This window comes from uncultured Lactobacillus sp., from assembly GCF_944327175.1.
Classification (GTDB): Bacteria; Bacillota; Bacilli; order Lactobacillales; family Lactobacillaceae; genus Lactobacillus.
In genome coordinates, this window is record NZ_CALVGT010000050.1 from 13,950 (window position 1) to 28,052 (window position 14,103).

Genomic DNA, 14,103 nt, shown 5'->3' on the forward strand with positions numbered 1-14,103 from the left:
AAAACAATGAACACAGAACACTTGGCAATTTTTATTAACCTGGCTGAAACCTTGAGCTTCTCCGGGACAGCCATGAATATGGGAGTCTCCCAGTCGGCAGTCTCGCAGACCATTTCTTCAATGGAGCGCTATATCGGGGCCGACCTTTTCTACCGGACCAGGAAGAAGGTCTCCTTAACCCCGGTTGGCAAGGCATTTTATGAAGACATCCGCCCTGTCCACCACAATTACGTGGACACTTTAAGGCAGCTGGAAGCCCTAAACGAGCAGGCCAGAGACAAAATCACAATCGGTATCAGCAACTCCCCTTACGAAACCTTTGCCCTGTCTAAAAGCATCAAGGCCTACCAAACTGAAAATCCCAAGGTCCAATTTAACATTGAAAGCCACAATTACCGGGACTTGGTTGTCCTTTTAAACGAAGGGACTCTGGATATCGTCTTCTTAAACCAGGACTCCCTGGGCTCTGGCACCAATGTCAAATTCAAAGCACTTCTGACTGGCAAGTACTGTGCTGTCTTCCAAAAAGACTATGACTTTGCTGTCCGCGGGTCAGTCAAGCACAGCGACCTGGACAAGCAAAGAGTCATTTTCTTGAATGATAACATCTGTACCCCTGGCCAGTACTCTTTGCAAAAGATCCTTTGGCAAAAACTCCCCCAGCTCAAGGTAACTTCCGCCAACTCCATCAATGCTGCCATGCTCAGTATTCAAGCGGGTCTAGGCATTGGCATCCTGCCCAACTTCCTTTTGCCTAACCAGCTGCAGGACTTAACGGTCGTTCCCCTTTCCGGCAAAAACGAAGTCAGCTACGGCACGGCCATTAATGAACACACCATGTCCGCTGCCAGCCAGGACTTTTATGACTGGCTGGAAACAGACAAATTGCCAGCCATGCATGAACTGGCTTAAATTAAAAGGCTAGAAGCACTTACTGCTTCTAGCCTTTTTGCATGCTATTTCAAATTTTCCTTGGCACTTCCTGGACCCGGTCAGCAAATTCTTCCTGCAGGAACTTAATGTCTTCGTCATACTGGCGGATCAGCTTGGTCTGGTAGGCCTTCAGCTTGATCAAGGTCGACATCTTTTTCCTGGGAACCGCTGCGTTTTCGGCTGCCGTGTCGGTCAAAAGGGCCCCGAAGACGATCTGCCAGCGGCTTCTCCGCTTCTCGTCCAAAATCTGCTTTAGTTCATCTCTGCCCAGCTGTCATTGCCGTCCCTCTGTTCTTAAGCCAGGGCTTCCTTCAGCGGCTTAAAGCGCTTGTCGCCCGTGGAAAAATCTCTGACCAGCCACTGGAAGTCACCTTCATACTTGCAGTACAAGAAGCAGCAGGCCAGGTAGTCTCCCTGCTCTTCAGTTGCCCGGTCAAAGACTTCCGTGTCCACGTAATTTTCCAAGACCAATTGGTCTTCATGTTCGTCCCGGTAGTAGGCCCGGCTTTCTTCCGCCGTCTTCCCCAGGCTCTTTAAGTCGCCCAAATTGACCAGGGCCAGGACTTGCTCATAGTCCTGGTAGTTTTCCTCCAGAATCCGGCCGGCGGTTTCCAAGTCCCCGTCATGGTCCAAGACCAGGCTGGAAACGGTATTGTCTTTTTCTTGAACGGCAATCATGCTTTGCGTGTCGGTCATCTTATTCTTCTTTCTAAAAAATTACTTGAAAAAGCGGTCGAAAAAGCCCCGCGGCTTCTTTTCCTCGCTCTTGGCGGCTTCCGCGGCCTTCTTGGCCTGGGCCAGTTCATCCTGCAGCTTCTGGATCTGGTCAGCCTGCTCCTTCTTCTCAGCTTCTGCCTGCTGCTGCTTTTCAGCCTGGGCTTCTTTTTCCGCCAAAAGCTGGGCGTTCTGTTCAGTGACCTTCATCATCCGGTCCATCATTTCGGCATTCTTCTTCAAATATGGAGCAATGTTTTCGCCCATTCTCTGCCCCTGGACTTCCGCAGCGGCTCTGGCCTTTTCCATTTCAAAGCGCTCAGCCGCGATCCCGGTTTCCTTCTCATAGCGCTCAGTCAGCAAGTGGTTGCCCTGCCAGAGGTCCATATTGGCCATCTTGACTGTCAGCCCCTGGCTGTCAAAAGTCTTGCAGATCTCAGCTGAAGCCGGCAGGTAGGCAAAGTAGCGGTTGATGTCATTGCCCTTGTTGGGGAAGACCCGGGCGGGAATCATGCATTCCGGATTGTCCCGGGTAAAGGTGATTTCCCGCAAAGTCGCCTCATCGTGCAAGAGAATGCTCCAGTTCCGCCGGCCCAGGTCCTCAACGATATTGTAGTTCTTCATCTGGAAGTAGTACTTAGTTTCCGTGTTGACCAGGCCATATTCTTCAACCAACTGCCAAAAGGCGTGCTTGACCGGGTAGAGGAAGTCCCGCTTGAGCTGCAAGTAGTCCTCATCGTCCATCTCTTCCAGCCAGCGGTCGATCTGCCGGGTCAGGTAAAGAAAGAGGGTGTTGTTCAGCCAGTGTCCATGGTTGTCGGTATTGCCGTCCAGGTATTCAAAAAAGTGGATGTCCGCGTCCGTCTTCTTGCGGAACTGGTTGCCCTGGCTGATCACGTAGCCCCTGCGGCCAACTTCCGTCAAAAGCTCGATATCCTTGCCCTTGCTGTTCATGCTGAAAATGGCCACTGGTTCCACCCCCAGTTTCTTGCCATGCCGGTTGCTCCGCTTTTTCAAAAAGCTCTGGGCAGCGCTGGAAGAAAAGAGGGAGACTTCCGGGTCATCGATGCAGATCGGAGTGATGACCTGGTCTTCATCCATGTAGTGGTCGGTAAAGTTCCAGATATTCTTGTTGATGACCTTAGGGTTAGAGCTGTAGGCGCTGACCCGGTCCTGTTTGCTCAGGCTCTTGCCGGCCAGCAGCTTCTTTCTGACCGCTGCCGTCATCCCGAAGAGCTTGTCTTCTGAACTGGCCTGGACGATCTCCTTGGTATTGCCGATGGTCAAGTTGGAGGCAATTTTAAGCAGGGTCGACTTGCCAGTTTCCCCCTGCCCGACCAGGCCGGCCACGATCGGGACGTCTTCCACGATCCCGTTTCGCTCGTCGATGGCCTGGCGGATCTTCCAGATACTGCCGCTTTCCAGGACATACATCAAGAAGGAGAAGGCCGCCTGGGATTCATTGTCCTGCTTGCGGTCCCGGTAGAAGCGGATAATGTCAAAAATCGCTGACACGTCTTGCCGGGTCGGCTTTTGAACCGCGACTGGTTCTTCCTGGTAGGAGTCGATCGCCGGCTTCTCCAGAATCGTCCCGGTTACTGGGTCTTGTAGATAAAGCGGACGCGGATAGTGGGCCTTCTCATCCGGTAAAACAATTGCTTCACCGTTTTCATTGCCCTCGCCAAAGACGATCTGACTGAGCCGCTGGCTTAATTCTTCGTCAGCTAGGATCTGTCCGCCAGTCAAATCCTCCTTGTCAATCCCGCTTTTGAAACGGAGAAGCTTGGCCGTCTTCTTGAAGGACACGCTGGCCTGGCTTTGGCCTAATTGCCCTAGCCGGGTTGCTTCTTTGAAGTCCTTTAAAGGAGCTGTCGCCAGCTTGTCTGCCAAGCCGCTGACTTCCAGCAGGTACTGGGACCGCTTGTCTTCTGCCTGGTCCAAATAGCCCTGGTAGATTTCTTTGTTTAAAATATCGCTCGCCTTAGCCGTCAGCTCTTTAACCAGCTGCTGGACCATGGCCCAGTCATCCCCGGTCTTATCCCCGCTGCTTAAAGCGTAAGTGGCCCCCTGCCCCCAGTAGAAGCGGTACTTGTCTTTCCCCGTCAGCAAGAAGAAGCTGCTTTCTTTTTCTGGCAAAAAGCTAACCGCTAGCCGGCCGGCAGCCAGTTTTTCCTTTAAGTCCGGGCAGTCGCCAGCCAAAAGCGGAAAAAGCCGGGACAGTTCGCTTGCCGCGGAGAGTTCGGGAACTTCCTCATCCCCAAAAAGCAGGCAAAGATCTGCCTGGTCAAACAATGAAGTAAATTCCCGGTCCAGCAGGCTCCAGTCGGGAGCGGCCAGGGCGGCCGTCAGGCTCCCGTATTCTTCCCCTACTTCCTTGATGTCTTCCAGCAAGCCGTGCTGGATCAGTAACTTGCGCTGAGTATCAATAATCCTTGCCATCTGATTTATTCCCATTCATGACTTTTTGTCTGCCATATTGCAGACCTTTAACAAGATTATAGCACTATCCGGCCCGTTTTCGGCAGCGTTTACCTGCTTTGCTAGCAAGATTCTGCGGATTTTTGCCAAAAGAAAGCCAGCCTGAAAAAAGTTTATCATGAAAAGAGAAAATAATTGAAAAGAGGAATAAATAATGACTATCTGATATGACCCCCGTCTAAGACTGTCAGCCGGGCTAAAGAAAAGTACGGCCAGGCTGATGGTGAATTAGGACCACGTTAAATCATGCCCTTGGCAGAATTCCACGATAAAAGAGGCCATTTTCTGAGCCACCTTGGGCTCTTGGGCCAGATTCCGGCTGGCCAGGCTGATGGTGTAAGAGGTATCTTCCGTGACCGGTACGGCAATGGCGCCAGATGATTCATGGTACTTGGACTTAGGCAAAAGGGCCACCCCTTCGCCGATGATCACCAGGTCAACCAGAGTCCGCACGTCGTCAGTCACACTGCTGATCTGGGGGTGGATGTCATTTTTGGCGAAAACGTCAGCGATGATCCCGGCCAAGCCATGTTCTTCCCCAAAAGCCAAGTAGGGATACTGCTCGATCTGCTTCAAGCTGACTGACTTCTGCTTGGCCAGTTCGTGGCCAGCTGGTAGGAGCAACTCCAGCTTTCTGTGCATCATTGGTACTAAGTCAAAACCCGCGATCTTTTCACCCGGCCGGGTAGTAACAATAGCCAGGTCCAATTCCCCGCTTTGCAGCATGTCCAAGAGCTTGCCAGTTACGGCTCGCTTTAAATTGAAGTCGACCCGGTATTCCGGATTGACCTGCCGGTAATCCTTGATCACATCGGTAATGAATTTATGGGCCACGATTTCAGCCACCCCGATTGACAGCTTGCCGCTTTCGCCCAAGGCCATCTCAGACAATTGCCGCAGCCCTTCCTTGATCTGCTGGACCCCGGCCTCGCTATACTCTTTGAAGACCTTGCCGTAGACCGTCAAGCGGATGTTGCGGCCTTCCCTTTCAAAAAGAGGGACGCCCAGCTCCTCTTCCAGTTTCTTGACCGCGTAGCTTAGGGTTGGCTGGGAAATCCCCAGTTTTTCCGCCGCCTGGGCCATATACTGAGTCTCAGCCAGCTCGTTGAAGTATTCCAAATGTTGAAAGTTCATATCTTTTTCCTCATCGTTAAGTCTTACCTCCTATTTTTGCTAAAATTTTAGTTTTTAGCAAGAATTTATCATTTTTTAAAACGTTTTTTAGCAATTTTCAAACTTTTTCGCAAAAATTTCCTGCTAAAAACTGCCAATATAAGTTCGGAAATATATGATTCAGATTTCCTATACCGCTTTCATTTCACTTTCTTGCTCGCAAAAGTCGCATTTATCCAAAAAATCAGCAGTAATTATTTGAATTTCACCGAGTATTATGTCAAAATTGAGTAAGCATGATTGGCGTTGACTAATAGGAAAAAGACGCTATAATAATAGTATTGTAAAATTTATTTTGTAAATTCATTCACTTAAAAGAGAGCATTAAGATGAAACAAGACGTACTTTACCAAATCTTGACAACTGCTGAAGACTGCCAGACAGTCAGCGATATCGCGAAGAAGCTTTTCCTGAGCCAGCCATATGTCAGCCAGGTTTTAAGCAAGGCTGAAAAGAAATACAATGTCGTTCTGCTAGAAAGAAGAACCCTGCCGATCGAATTGACTGAAGCCGGCAGGACCCTCTGCGACGGTCTGGCCAAGCTGCACAGCGACCAGATGAAGATCGAACAGGACCTGCACCGCTTCACTGAAGAAGAACAGTCCTACATCAAGATCGGTTTCTCCCCGATCTGGGCACCGGGCGAAAGCAGGAAGATTATCCCTGTTTTGCTGAAGCAGTTTAAAACTACCCGCTTTGAACTGATCAAGACCTTCTCCATCAACTCGGCCAAGCGTCTGATCGACAACCGGATGGTTGACATTTACTTAGGTCCGCTACTGCGGGGGGAAAACCTGAAGAACTTCTTCCTCTTCCAGCCGCGGATCTTCCTGATCATCCCTGAAACCAGTAAGCTTTACCAAGAAGGCAAGCGGGACGTTCCGTTCAGCCAGCAACTTTTGATGGACCTCAGCAAAGAAAAAATGGTTTCCTTGAGCGATGACTCCGGCTTCCAAAAGACGGTTGACCACCTGCTTGAAGACCAGAACCTCTCCGTCAATAAGAGCATCAAGGTCAATGACTACGAAGTTGCCCTGCAGATGGCGGTCAGCGGTTTGGGCTGGACGGCAACCTTGGAATACATGTTGCCGGGACTGGACCCAGACCTCAAGTACAACCAGGTTGAACTGCATCATTCTTTGATTCAGTCTGACAACGGTTTGACCATCCACATGGATTCAAACGACCGGGCCAAGGAAGTTGCCCGGGTTATGACCAAGCTGATGAAGGATGACCTGGTCTCCCGCAAGCTGATCAAGGAATAAGAACAGAAATTTAAAAATATGCAGACAAAAAACGAGCCAGCTGGCTCGTTTTTTTATTGGCATTTGACTATTAAAAACTATTTTTCTTTCTTCTTAGCCCGGAATTCCCGCCGCCATTCTTTGTGACTAAACGCGGCATAAGCCCAGATGGCTAAAGCCGTCAAAAGCGAAATTATCAGGCCGCTTCGCAATCCTGGCGTCCGGTAAACCAGGCGGACACGGTGCTTACCAGCCGGCATTTTGAAGCCAACAAAGGCCGTGTTGGTCCTGAGGACCTTGACAGCCTTGCCGTCTACTGTAGCTGTCCAGCCGCTTGAATACGGAATGGTCGAAGTAACGACACCGGCTTTCTTGCTGGTGAAGAGGCCGGTCAGCTGGTTTTGCGCCAGTTTCAGCTGCTTGATCCCCTGCTTTTGAATCCGCCGCACTTCTTTCGTGTATTCTTGATTCAAAGGAATTGCCACAACTTTGATCTTAAAGCGGTAGATTCCCAGTTTTGAAGGCTGGAAGGTCAGGCTATTTGGCAGAGTCTGGTAAGTCCCCATATTCATGACCGCGCTGTCGACCAGGCGGTAAAAGGAAGTCATGTCCTGCTTTCTCTGCACAATGGTTTCACTGGCCTTCTTCCCAGTTACCGTCAGCTTGTAGCTGGGGTCTGGTGACCCGGCTAAAAGGTGGTAGCGCCAGTACTTGTAGCGGGTCGCCCCCTCGTTAAAGGTCTGCCCGGCCAGGTCGGCCTCCTGCTTAGCCTTCTTTAGCTCCAAGTCCAGCTGCTGACTTAAAGTGAAGGGCTGGTAGGAAATCTGGCTGATTTCGACATGCAGCTCGCTTTTGCCCAGTTTGGCTTTTTCTTTATCTGACAAGTGTAGCTTGAGCTTGTAGCTGGCATCAGAGTCCGTATAAGTTAATTTATTTTTACTCAACTTCTTGCCGCTGGCATCGGCCAGACTAGCCTTGATGGTCTTGACCCCGGTCAATTTCGCGGCTTTAAGGCCACCCCCCTTGACTACCACCCCGCTGGCCAGAGCCCGCTCTTTTTGGCTCGCTGAGAGCTTTTGGTAGCGGCTGGGGCTGATTGCCTTATCGCTCAGCCAAAGCAGTGGGAAGGCCTCTGTTGTCTTATAGAGCTCAGCCTGATAGACAATCTCTTGATTTTGGTCTTTTTTCTCCTCACCAGAAGCGATCAGATCGTAAGTCCCGGGCAGCTTGTTGCCATTTACCGAGTATTTTTGGTTAAAAATATAGCGGACGCCCAGGAAATTGTTCAAAATCGTCCGGTCATCCAGCTGGTGGAAGGGAATGTTGTTGTCATACTGCAGGTTGCCCAGGTCGGTCGAGAACTGGCCCAGATACTGGTTCTGGATAGAATAGTAAGATGACACATTGGCCAGGCCGCTGGTCAGATCGTTAAACAGCTTTTTCTGGCCGACAAACTGGTTGTTTGATACCGTGTTGACCCGGTAAAAGCCGGCCAGCAGGATGTGGTTCAAGCCGCCGTAGCGGTTTTCAGCAATCTGCTCATATTCCCCCCTAACCAGCATTTTACCCGCGAAGTTGCCGTTATAAGGCAAGGCCGCGTACAAGGCATTAAAGGCCAAATTAGCCGCCACAGTAAGCAATAACGCCCGCTTTAAAGCCCGCCCTTCATTGACCAGGTAAGCCGCAGCTAAACTTAGCAAAAGGAAGATAACTGGCAAGAAGAGCTTGTAGTCGTTTTCTAAAAAGGACATACCAACCAGGTAGGCCAGGTAGATCCCGCTGATGGTAAAAATCAGCCGCATCTCCTTTTGACTGACTGTCTGCTCGCCGGCCGCCTTGACAAAGATCATCACGCTGAAGGCAAAAGGCAGGTACAAGAGCAGGGTCCAGCGGTTTGAAGCTGACATCCCCCCGTTAAAAACGGCCCCAACCGCTGGAATCAAGATCATGACTGCCCCTAATAACAGAGAAGCAGCGACCGTCTTGTACTTGTGCCAATTAGCGAAAAGGTAGACCAGGGCCGGCAAAATGATACTGGCCAGGCCCAAGGCTGACCAGAACATCAGCTTCCAGTTGTCCCCGTCAATCAGTTCCTTAGGCAAAAGCAGGTAGTAGTAGGCCGGGTAAAAAGTCAAACCATTGGCAAACTGGGACCCGGTCCGGGTGGAGTTGACCACGGCCAAAAGTTCCGGCAAAAGCAGGCCGGCTGACAAGAGGACCGCTCCTAAACTGGCAAAGAAGAGTTTCTTAATTGTTGGCCAGAAAGGAATTTTTCCCCAGTAAGCCAGGCCCCAGCGCAAAAGCAAATAGACGATTGCCCCCAGGCCCAGGACAAAGGCCAGGTAGTAGTTGCTGACCAGCATCCAGACAAAGACCCCAAATAAGGGCCAGGCGCTTCCTCCCTGCAAGAGCCGCTCCAGCTGGACCACGATCAAGGGAAAAAGAATAAAAGTCGTGGTGAACATCGGCTGGGCCAGAGCCGCGTAAAGCAGGTAGGCATTGACCATATAGGTCCCGCTGCCAATTAGGATTACCCCATCTTTAAAGTCAAAGTGGCGGGCAAAATAGACAAAGGCCAAGCCCACGCAGTAAAGGCGCAAAATCAAGATCAGCTGGTAGGCAAAGACCAGGTAGCTGGTTGGAAACAAAAGGGCCAGGTAGGCAAAGATGTCCCCGATCGTATAGTAAGAAAAGACTGAAAACAGGTCACTGCCCAGGCCCATGGTCCAGGACCACTCAGCCGGCCCCTGGCTTAAATGGCGCAGGAAACTGAGCACGTAATCTCGGTACTTAACCATCAAGGGCAGGTGCTGGTTGGCCGCGTCAGTGTTCCAGATCAAGCTGTGGCCCGTAACCAAATAAGGTCCAAAAACACAGGCCGCCAAAAAGAGGAAGAAGGCAGAGTACTTCCAGTAGACGGCCCGGTCACTCTTTTTGCTAAAGCTGAATTGCAAAATCATCCCTCCAAAATGTTTAATGGTCTATCTTTTTATTCTACTTCTTTTCTTCCCTGCCCGCTAAAAGGCTAGAAAATATTAAAAAAGAAAAATGACCAGCAAAAGCTGGTCATCATCCAAAATTCTAATTTCTCAGCTGCTCGTAAAGATCCTGCATTTCCTGGTCATCTGGCACAAGCTTTAGGTACTTTTCCAGCAATTGCCGGGCCAGATCGCCTTGGGCGCTCTCCTGGGCAAAGAAGATCATCCCCCGCAAGAAGGCCGGACTGGTCTGCAGGCTCTGGTAGGCCAAGAGATATTCCTGCAGGGCCTGGTCATATTTTTCCATTTCTTGGTAGGACCGGGCCATGTTCCAGTGGGCCTGGGGCTCTAGATCGCTGTCAGCCAGAGCAGTAAACAAGGCCAGGGAGTCCTCTGCCCGCCCCTGGGCTAAGTAGAGGTCGCTTAGGAGCAGGCGAAGGCTGGAATTGTCTGGATTGACCTCAAGGCCCCGCTGCAAGAGGTCTTCAGCATCCTCAGCCTTGCCTAATTTGGCCGCTGCCTGGGCCCCAATTTGATAAAGCTCTTCATCCAGCTCATTGTAGCCCAGGCCCGTCTGAGCGGCAAAGAGGGCGTCCTCTGGGTTGTCTTCTTCCTGGTAGGCCTTGGCCAAGAAAGGATAAGCATTGACGTAGTCAGGGCTTTGCTTAATGACATCATCAAGGAAGGAAATGGCCTTGTCAAACTGGCCGGCCTCTTCCATGATTACTCCGGCTTGGTACTTGGCGTCAATGTTCAAGAGGTCTTCTTTATGGTCATTGATAAAAGCGGCTGCCTCTTCATATCGGCCCAGCTTAGCCAGGGTCTGGAAGACCCGCTGATTAAGGTTGACTTCCCCGAACATGGTCTGTCTTTGCCGCAAGTCCTGGTACAGAGGCAGGGCCTGGTCGTTCAAGTCGCTCATGTAGTCCAGTTCCGCCAGGCCAAAAGTAATGGCATCTTCATCCGGGGCCAGCTGCCGGGCCTGCTCCATCTTGGCCCGTGCCGTTTCGATCAAGCCCTCGCTTTGGTAGTAGTCAGCCTGGACCAGGAGGCTTTCCAGATAGGCATCTGAATCAGCCGGCACATTGTAAAGCAGGGTCAAGCCATCGTCCTCTGCCCCGTCATTGAGGAGGATTTCGGCCAGGTAGACCTTGAAGAGGTCTTCATTGGGAAATTCCGCGATCAAGCTGCGGTAGACTTCCTTAGCCAGATCAGTAAAGCCCAGGTCAGTCAGGTTTTCTGCCAGGGATGCCAGAATCTCCGGATCATCATTTTCCAGTGCCCGCTTCAAGAGGGCGCGGCTCTCGCTGAAGCGGTGGCCTTGGATCGCGTCCAACAATTGTTCAGAATATGTCATCTTTGTCCTCACTTTCTGCTTACTATTGTACCGTAACTAGTCAGCTAAAAAAGTGTTTCGCCCAAACAAAAAAACGCCAGAAATACCGGCGTTTCTTTATTTTAAAGCGCGTCAATTACTTAACAGCGTCCTTAAGAGCCTTACCTGGCTTAAATGCAGGAACCTTGCTTGCTGGAATTTCGATTTCAGCACCAGTTTGTGGGTTGCGGCCCTTGCGAGCTGCACGGTCACGAACTTCGAAAGTGCCGAAGCCGATCAGTTGCACCTTTTCGCCCTTAGCCAAGTCTTCTTGGATAGCTTCAAAAACTGCGTCAACAGCTTCTGAAACGTCCTTCTTAGTCAACTTAGTCTTAGCAGCTATTTCTGAAACTAATTCTGCCTTATTTGCCATGTGGAATTCACCTCCTATAAATTAGACTCGCGTCTAATCACTTCATTTCTCTTGCAGAAATGAGGGACACTGAGCGCTTACTGCATTCAATTAATTCCCTGTTTTCTAAAATATCACAAGAACGTTGTCCCTACAAGGCTTTTAGCCCGCGGCTTAGCACTTTTTCAAGAGAATGTCACAAATTGAAAAAGAAAAGTCGGGTCTTACTTCCGCTTACGCGGCAGAATCTTGATCGGAGTCCCGGTGAAGTCGAAATTCTCCCGCAGCTGGTTGATCAAGAAGCGCTGGTAGGAGAAGTGCATCAATTCCGGATCGTTGCAGAAAACGACGAAGGTCGGCGGATTGGTCTTGACCTGGGTCATGTAGTAGACCCGAAGCCGCTTGCCCTTGACCATCGGCGCTGGGACCAAACGACTGGCTTCCAAGAGCAGGTCGTTTAAGACGGATGACTGGATCCGCTGGTTCTTGTTCTCGTAAACTTCCTTAACCATCTTTGGCAATTGATCGATGTTCTTGCCGGTCTTGGCTGAAACAAAGACGATTGGGGCATAGTCCAGGTAAGAGAATTCTTCCCGGATCACCGCTTCAAAGTCCTTGCCGGATGAAGAGTCTTTCTTCGGCAGGTCCCACTTGTTGACGGCGATGATCATGCCCAGGCCCGCTTCATGGGCATAGCCGGCCACGTGCTTGTCCTGCTCTCTGATCCCGGTGCTGGCATCCAGAACTAGGATGGCCACGTCTGACCGTTCCATGGCGCTCATGGCCCGCATGACGGAGTACTTTTCAGTCTTTTCGTAGACCTTGCCCCGCCGTCTGATCCCGGCCGTGTCAACGACCCGGAACTTGGTCCCATCCTTGACGAATGGCGTGTCGATGGCGTCTCTGGTCGTCCCTTCTTCGTTGGCCACAATCACCCGTTCTTCGCCCAACAGGCGGTTGACGATAGATGACTTGCCTACGTTTGGCCGGCCGATCACGCTGAAGGAGATAACCCCTTCCTCGGTCTTTTCGGCATCGGCTGGGAAGTTCTTGACCACTTCATCCAAAAGGTCACCGATCCCGGTCCCATGGGAACCAGAAACAGGAATCGGGTCATCTAAGCCTAAACTGTAGAAGTCATAGATATCGGTCCGCTGCTCAGGGTTGTCGGCCTTGTTGACAGCCAGAAGAACTGGCTTATCGGCCCGGTAGAGCAGGTGGGCGATCCGTTCATCCAGGCTGGTCACCCCCTGGCTGGCGTCAGCCAGCATGACGATGACGTCAGCCTCCTCAATGGCGATTTCCGCCTGGGCCCGGATTTCTTCGTCAATCGTGCTGTCTTCCCAGGTAATACCCCCGGTGTCGATGATGCTGAACTGGTGGCCCATCCAGCTGGCCCGGGCATAGTTCCGGTCCCGGGTCACGCCCGGCCGGTCTTCAACGATCGCCACCCGTTCATTGATGATCCGGTTAAACAAGGTTGACTTGCCCACATTTGGCTGCCCTACGATAGCAACAATTGGTAATGGCATCTTTTCACCTCTTTTGCTTTCTATTGATTATTGTCAAACAAAAAGACCGACCAACGGTCGGTCTTTTTAGTGCTGATTAACGGTTCTTAAGTTGGTCACCGATCATGTCACCAAGTGAGAAGCCGTTGTCGTCGTTGTTCATGTACTTGCGAGCAACTGCGTCGTTGTTTGATGAACGACGTGCGCGAGGTCTGTCGTTTGATGAAGAAGCGTTCTCTGGATCAGCTTGCTTAATTGACAGGGAGATTCTTCTTTCACTTGGGTCAATGTTAAGAACCTTAACCTTGACCTTTTGACCTACAGTCAAGACGTCGCTTGGCTTGTCAACGTGCTTGTTGGAAATTTCTGAAACGTGTACCAAGCCTTGGATGCCGTCAGCAACTTCAACAAAGGCACCGAAGTTGGTCAAAGACTTAACTTCGCCTTCAATTACATCGCCTTCGTTCAAGCTTGAAGTAGCTTGTTCGAATGGGGATGGTTCAGTTTGCTTGATTGACAGGGAGATACGGTGACGGTCATTGTCGATACCAATAACCTTAACCTTAACATCTTGGCCTACCTTCAAGACGTCGCTTGGCTTGTCAACGTGCTTGTATGAAATTTCGGAGATGTGTACCAAACCGTCAACGCCGCCGATATCAACGAATGAACCAAAGTTGGTCAAACGTGATACCCGGCCTTCAACTACGTCGCCGACAACCAGTTGTGAAGCAACGTTTTCAAAGGCTTGTTCGCGTTCTTCTTCGATCAGTTCCTTGTGGGAAAGGATCAGACGGTTCTTAGCCGGGTCGATTTCAGTAATCTTAACCTTGATAGTCTTGCCGATGTATGGCTTAAGGTCTGAAACGAAGCGGTTTGAGATCAAGCTTGCTGGCAAGAAGCCGCGGGTGCCGACATCAACGAGCAAACCACCGCGAACTGATGAAGTAACCTTACCTTCGATAGTCTTGCCTTCTTCGAAGTCCTTTTGCAGCTTGTCGTAAGCTTCACGTTCCTTAACGCGGGTTACTGAGAAGAAAAATTCACCGTTTTCCTTGTCACCGCCTGCACGACGAACTACGTAAGCCTTGAAGGTATCACCTAACTTAACTTCGTCACGCAAGTTGACACTACGGTCGTTGGTGAAATCACGGCGAGTGATTACACCTTCAACGCCGGCGCCTTGAACACCAACGTTAATTTGGCCATCTTCAACGCTCAAAACGTTAACGTCAACGATGTCGCCCACCTTAACTTCTTGCATTTGAGCAAGAGCATCTAAAAATTGATTGTTTTCTGACATAAATACAAAATGCCTCCCTGTTTATTCGTTCTCTATTTTACC

The 14,103-nt window shown here is 50.6% G+C and carries 11 protein-coding genes; 2 read left to right on the forward strand and 9 right to left on the reverse strand.

Going from position 1 to position 14,103, the window contains the following annotated elements; translation table 11 throughout:
* Positions 1-6 precede the first annotated feature (6 nt).
* Positions 7-912: a LysR family transcriptional regulator gene (locus Q0J41_RS06325; RefSeq protein WP_296227474.1), complete on the forward strand. Its 906-nt coding sequence runs from the start codon at positions 7-9 to the stop codon at positions 910-912.
* A gap of 49 nt (positions 913-961) precedes the next feature.
* Here Q0J41_RS06325 and Q0J41_RS06330 read toward each other — a convergent pair whose 3' ends face one another.
* The 4 genes from Q0J41_RS06330 to Q0J41_RS06345 all read right to left on the reverse strand — a co-directional run bounded on the left by Q0J41_RS06330 (position 962) and on the right by Q0J41_RS06345 (position 5,259).
* Positions 962-1,177: a hypothetical protein gene (locus Q0J41_RS06330; protein ID WP_296227475.1), complete on the reverse strand. Its 216-nt coding sequence runs from the start codon at positions 1,175-1,177 to the stop codon at positions 962-964.
* A gap of 50 nt (positions 1,178-1,227) precedes the next feature.
* Positions 1,228-1,629: a hypothetical protein gene (locus Q0J41_RS06335; protein WP_296227477.1), complete on the reverse strand. Its 402-nt coding sequence runs from the start codon at positions 1,627-1,629 to the stop codon at positions 1,228-1,230.
* Between the two features lie 21 nt (positions 1,630-1,650).
* Positions 1,651-4,086 carry a hypothetical protein gene (locus tag Q0J41_RS06340; RefSeq protein WP_296227479.1) on the reverse strand — a complete coding sequence of 812 codons (2,436 nt, stop codon included), beginning with the start codon at positions 4,084-4,086 and terminating at the stop codon, positions 1,651-1,653.
* A 267-nt stretch (positions 4,087-4,353) separates the two neighbouring features.
* A complete protein-coding gene (locus Q0J41_RS06345; RefSeq protein ID WP_296227481.1) occupies positions 4,354-5,259 on the reverse strand; it encodes a LysR family transcriptional regulator in 906 nt (301 codons plus the stop codon).
* 368 nt (positions 5,260-5,627) lie between these two features.
* On the opposite strand from Q0J41_RS06345, the gene Q0J41_RS06350 reads away from it, so the two are divergent.
* The gene (locus Q0J41_RS06350; protein ID WP_296227483.1) at positions 5,628-6,563 is read left to right on the forward strand and encodes a LysR family transcriptional regulator; all 936 of its coding nucleotides are present in this window, start codon (positions 5,628-5,630) and stop codon (positions 6,561-6,563) included.
* A gap of 77 nt (positions 6,564-6,640) precedes the next feature.
* On the opposite strand, the gene Q0J41_RS06355 is transcribed toward Q0J41_RS06350, so the two are convergent.
* From Q0J41_RS06355 to rpsA, 5 genes are all read right to left on the reverse strand, one after another.
* On the reverse strand, positions 6,641-9,502 hold the full coding sequence (locus tag Q0J41_RS06355) for a YfhO family protein (protein WP_296227485.1): 2,862 nt from the start codon (positions 9,500-9,502) through the stop codon (positions 6,641-6,643).
* A 121-nt stretch (positions 9,503-9,623) separates the two neighbouring features.
* Positions 9,624-10,877: a tetratricopeptide repeat protein gene (locus tag Q0J41_RS06360; RefSeq protein WP_296227487.1), complete on the reverse strand. Its 1,254-nt coding sequence runs from the start codon at positions 10,875-10,877 to the stop codon at positions 9,624-9,626.
* A gap of 115 nt (positions 10,878-10,992) precedes the next feature.
* Complete coding sequence (locus tag Q0J41_RS06365; protein WP_296227488.1) at positions 10,993-11,268, reverse strand: HU family DNA-binding protein; 276 nt, start codon at positions 11,266-11,268, stop codon at positions 10,993-10,995.
* A 203-nt stretch (positions 11,269-11,471) separates the two neighbouring features.
* Positions 11,472-12,779, reverse strand: coding sequence for a ribosome biogenesis GTPase Der (der, locus tag Q0J41_RS06370; protein WP_296227491.1), 1,308 nt, complete (start codon positions 12,777-12,779; stop codon positions 11,472-11,474).
* Between the two features lie 76 nt (positions 12,780-12,855).
* On the reverse strand, positions 12,856-14,061 hold the full coding sequence (gene rpsA, locus Q0J41_RS06375) for a 30S ribosomal protein S1 (protein ID WP_296227493.1): 1,206 nt from the start codon (positions 14,059-14,061) through the stop codon (positions 12,856-12,858).
* Between the last annotated feature and the right edge of the window lie 42 nt (positions 14,062-14,103).

Bases quoted from the DNA above. Each gene is read 5' to 3' on its own strand.
- Q0J41_RS06325 (WP_296227474.1), top strand. From the start codon at position 7: ATGAACACAGAACACTTGGCAATTTTTATTAACCTGGCTGAAACCTTG.
- Q0J41_RS06335 (WP_296227477.1), bottom strand. From the start codon at position 1,629: ATGACCGACACGCAAAGCATGATTGCCGTTCAAGAAAAAGACAATACC.
- Q0J41_RS06340 (WP_296227479.1), bottom strand. From the start codon at position 4,086: ATGGCAAGGATTATTGATACTCAGCGCAAGTTACTGATCCAGCACGGC.
- Q0J41_RS06345 (WP_296227481.1), bottom strand. From the start codon at position 5,259: ATGAACTTTCAACATTTGGAATACTTCAACGAGCTGGCTGAGACTCAG.
- Q0J41_RS06350 (WP_296227483.1), top strand. From the start codon at position 5,628: ATGAAACAAGACGTACTTTACCAAATCTTGACAACTGCTGAAGACTGC.
- Q0J41_RS06355 (WP_296227485.1), bottom strand. From the start codon at position 9,502: ATGATTTTGCAATTCAGCTTTAGCAAAAAGAGTGACCGGGCCGTCTAC.
- Q0J41_RS06360 (WP_296227487.1), bottom strand. From the start codon at position 10,877: ATGACATATTCTGAACAATTGTTGGACGCGATCCAAGGCCACCGCTTC.
- Q0J41_RS06365 (WP_296227488.1), bottom strand. From the start codon at position 11,268: ATGGCAAATAAGGCAGAATTAGTTTCAGAAATAGCTGCTAAGACTAAG.
- der (WP_296227491.1), bottom strand. From the start codon at position 12,779: ATGCCATTACCAATTGTTGCTATCGTAGGGCAGCCAAATGTGGGCAAG.
- rpsA (WP_296227493.1), bottom strand. From the start codon at position 14,061: ATGTCAGAAAACAATCAATTTTTAGATGCTCTTGCTCAAATGCAAGAA.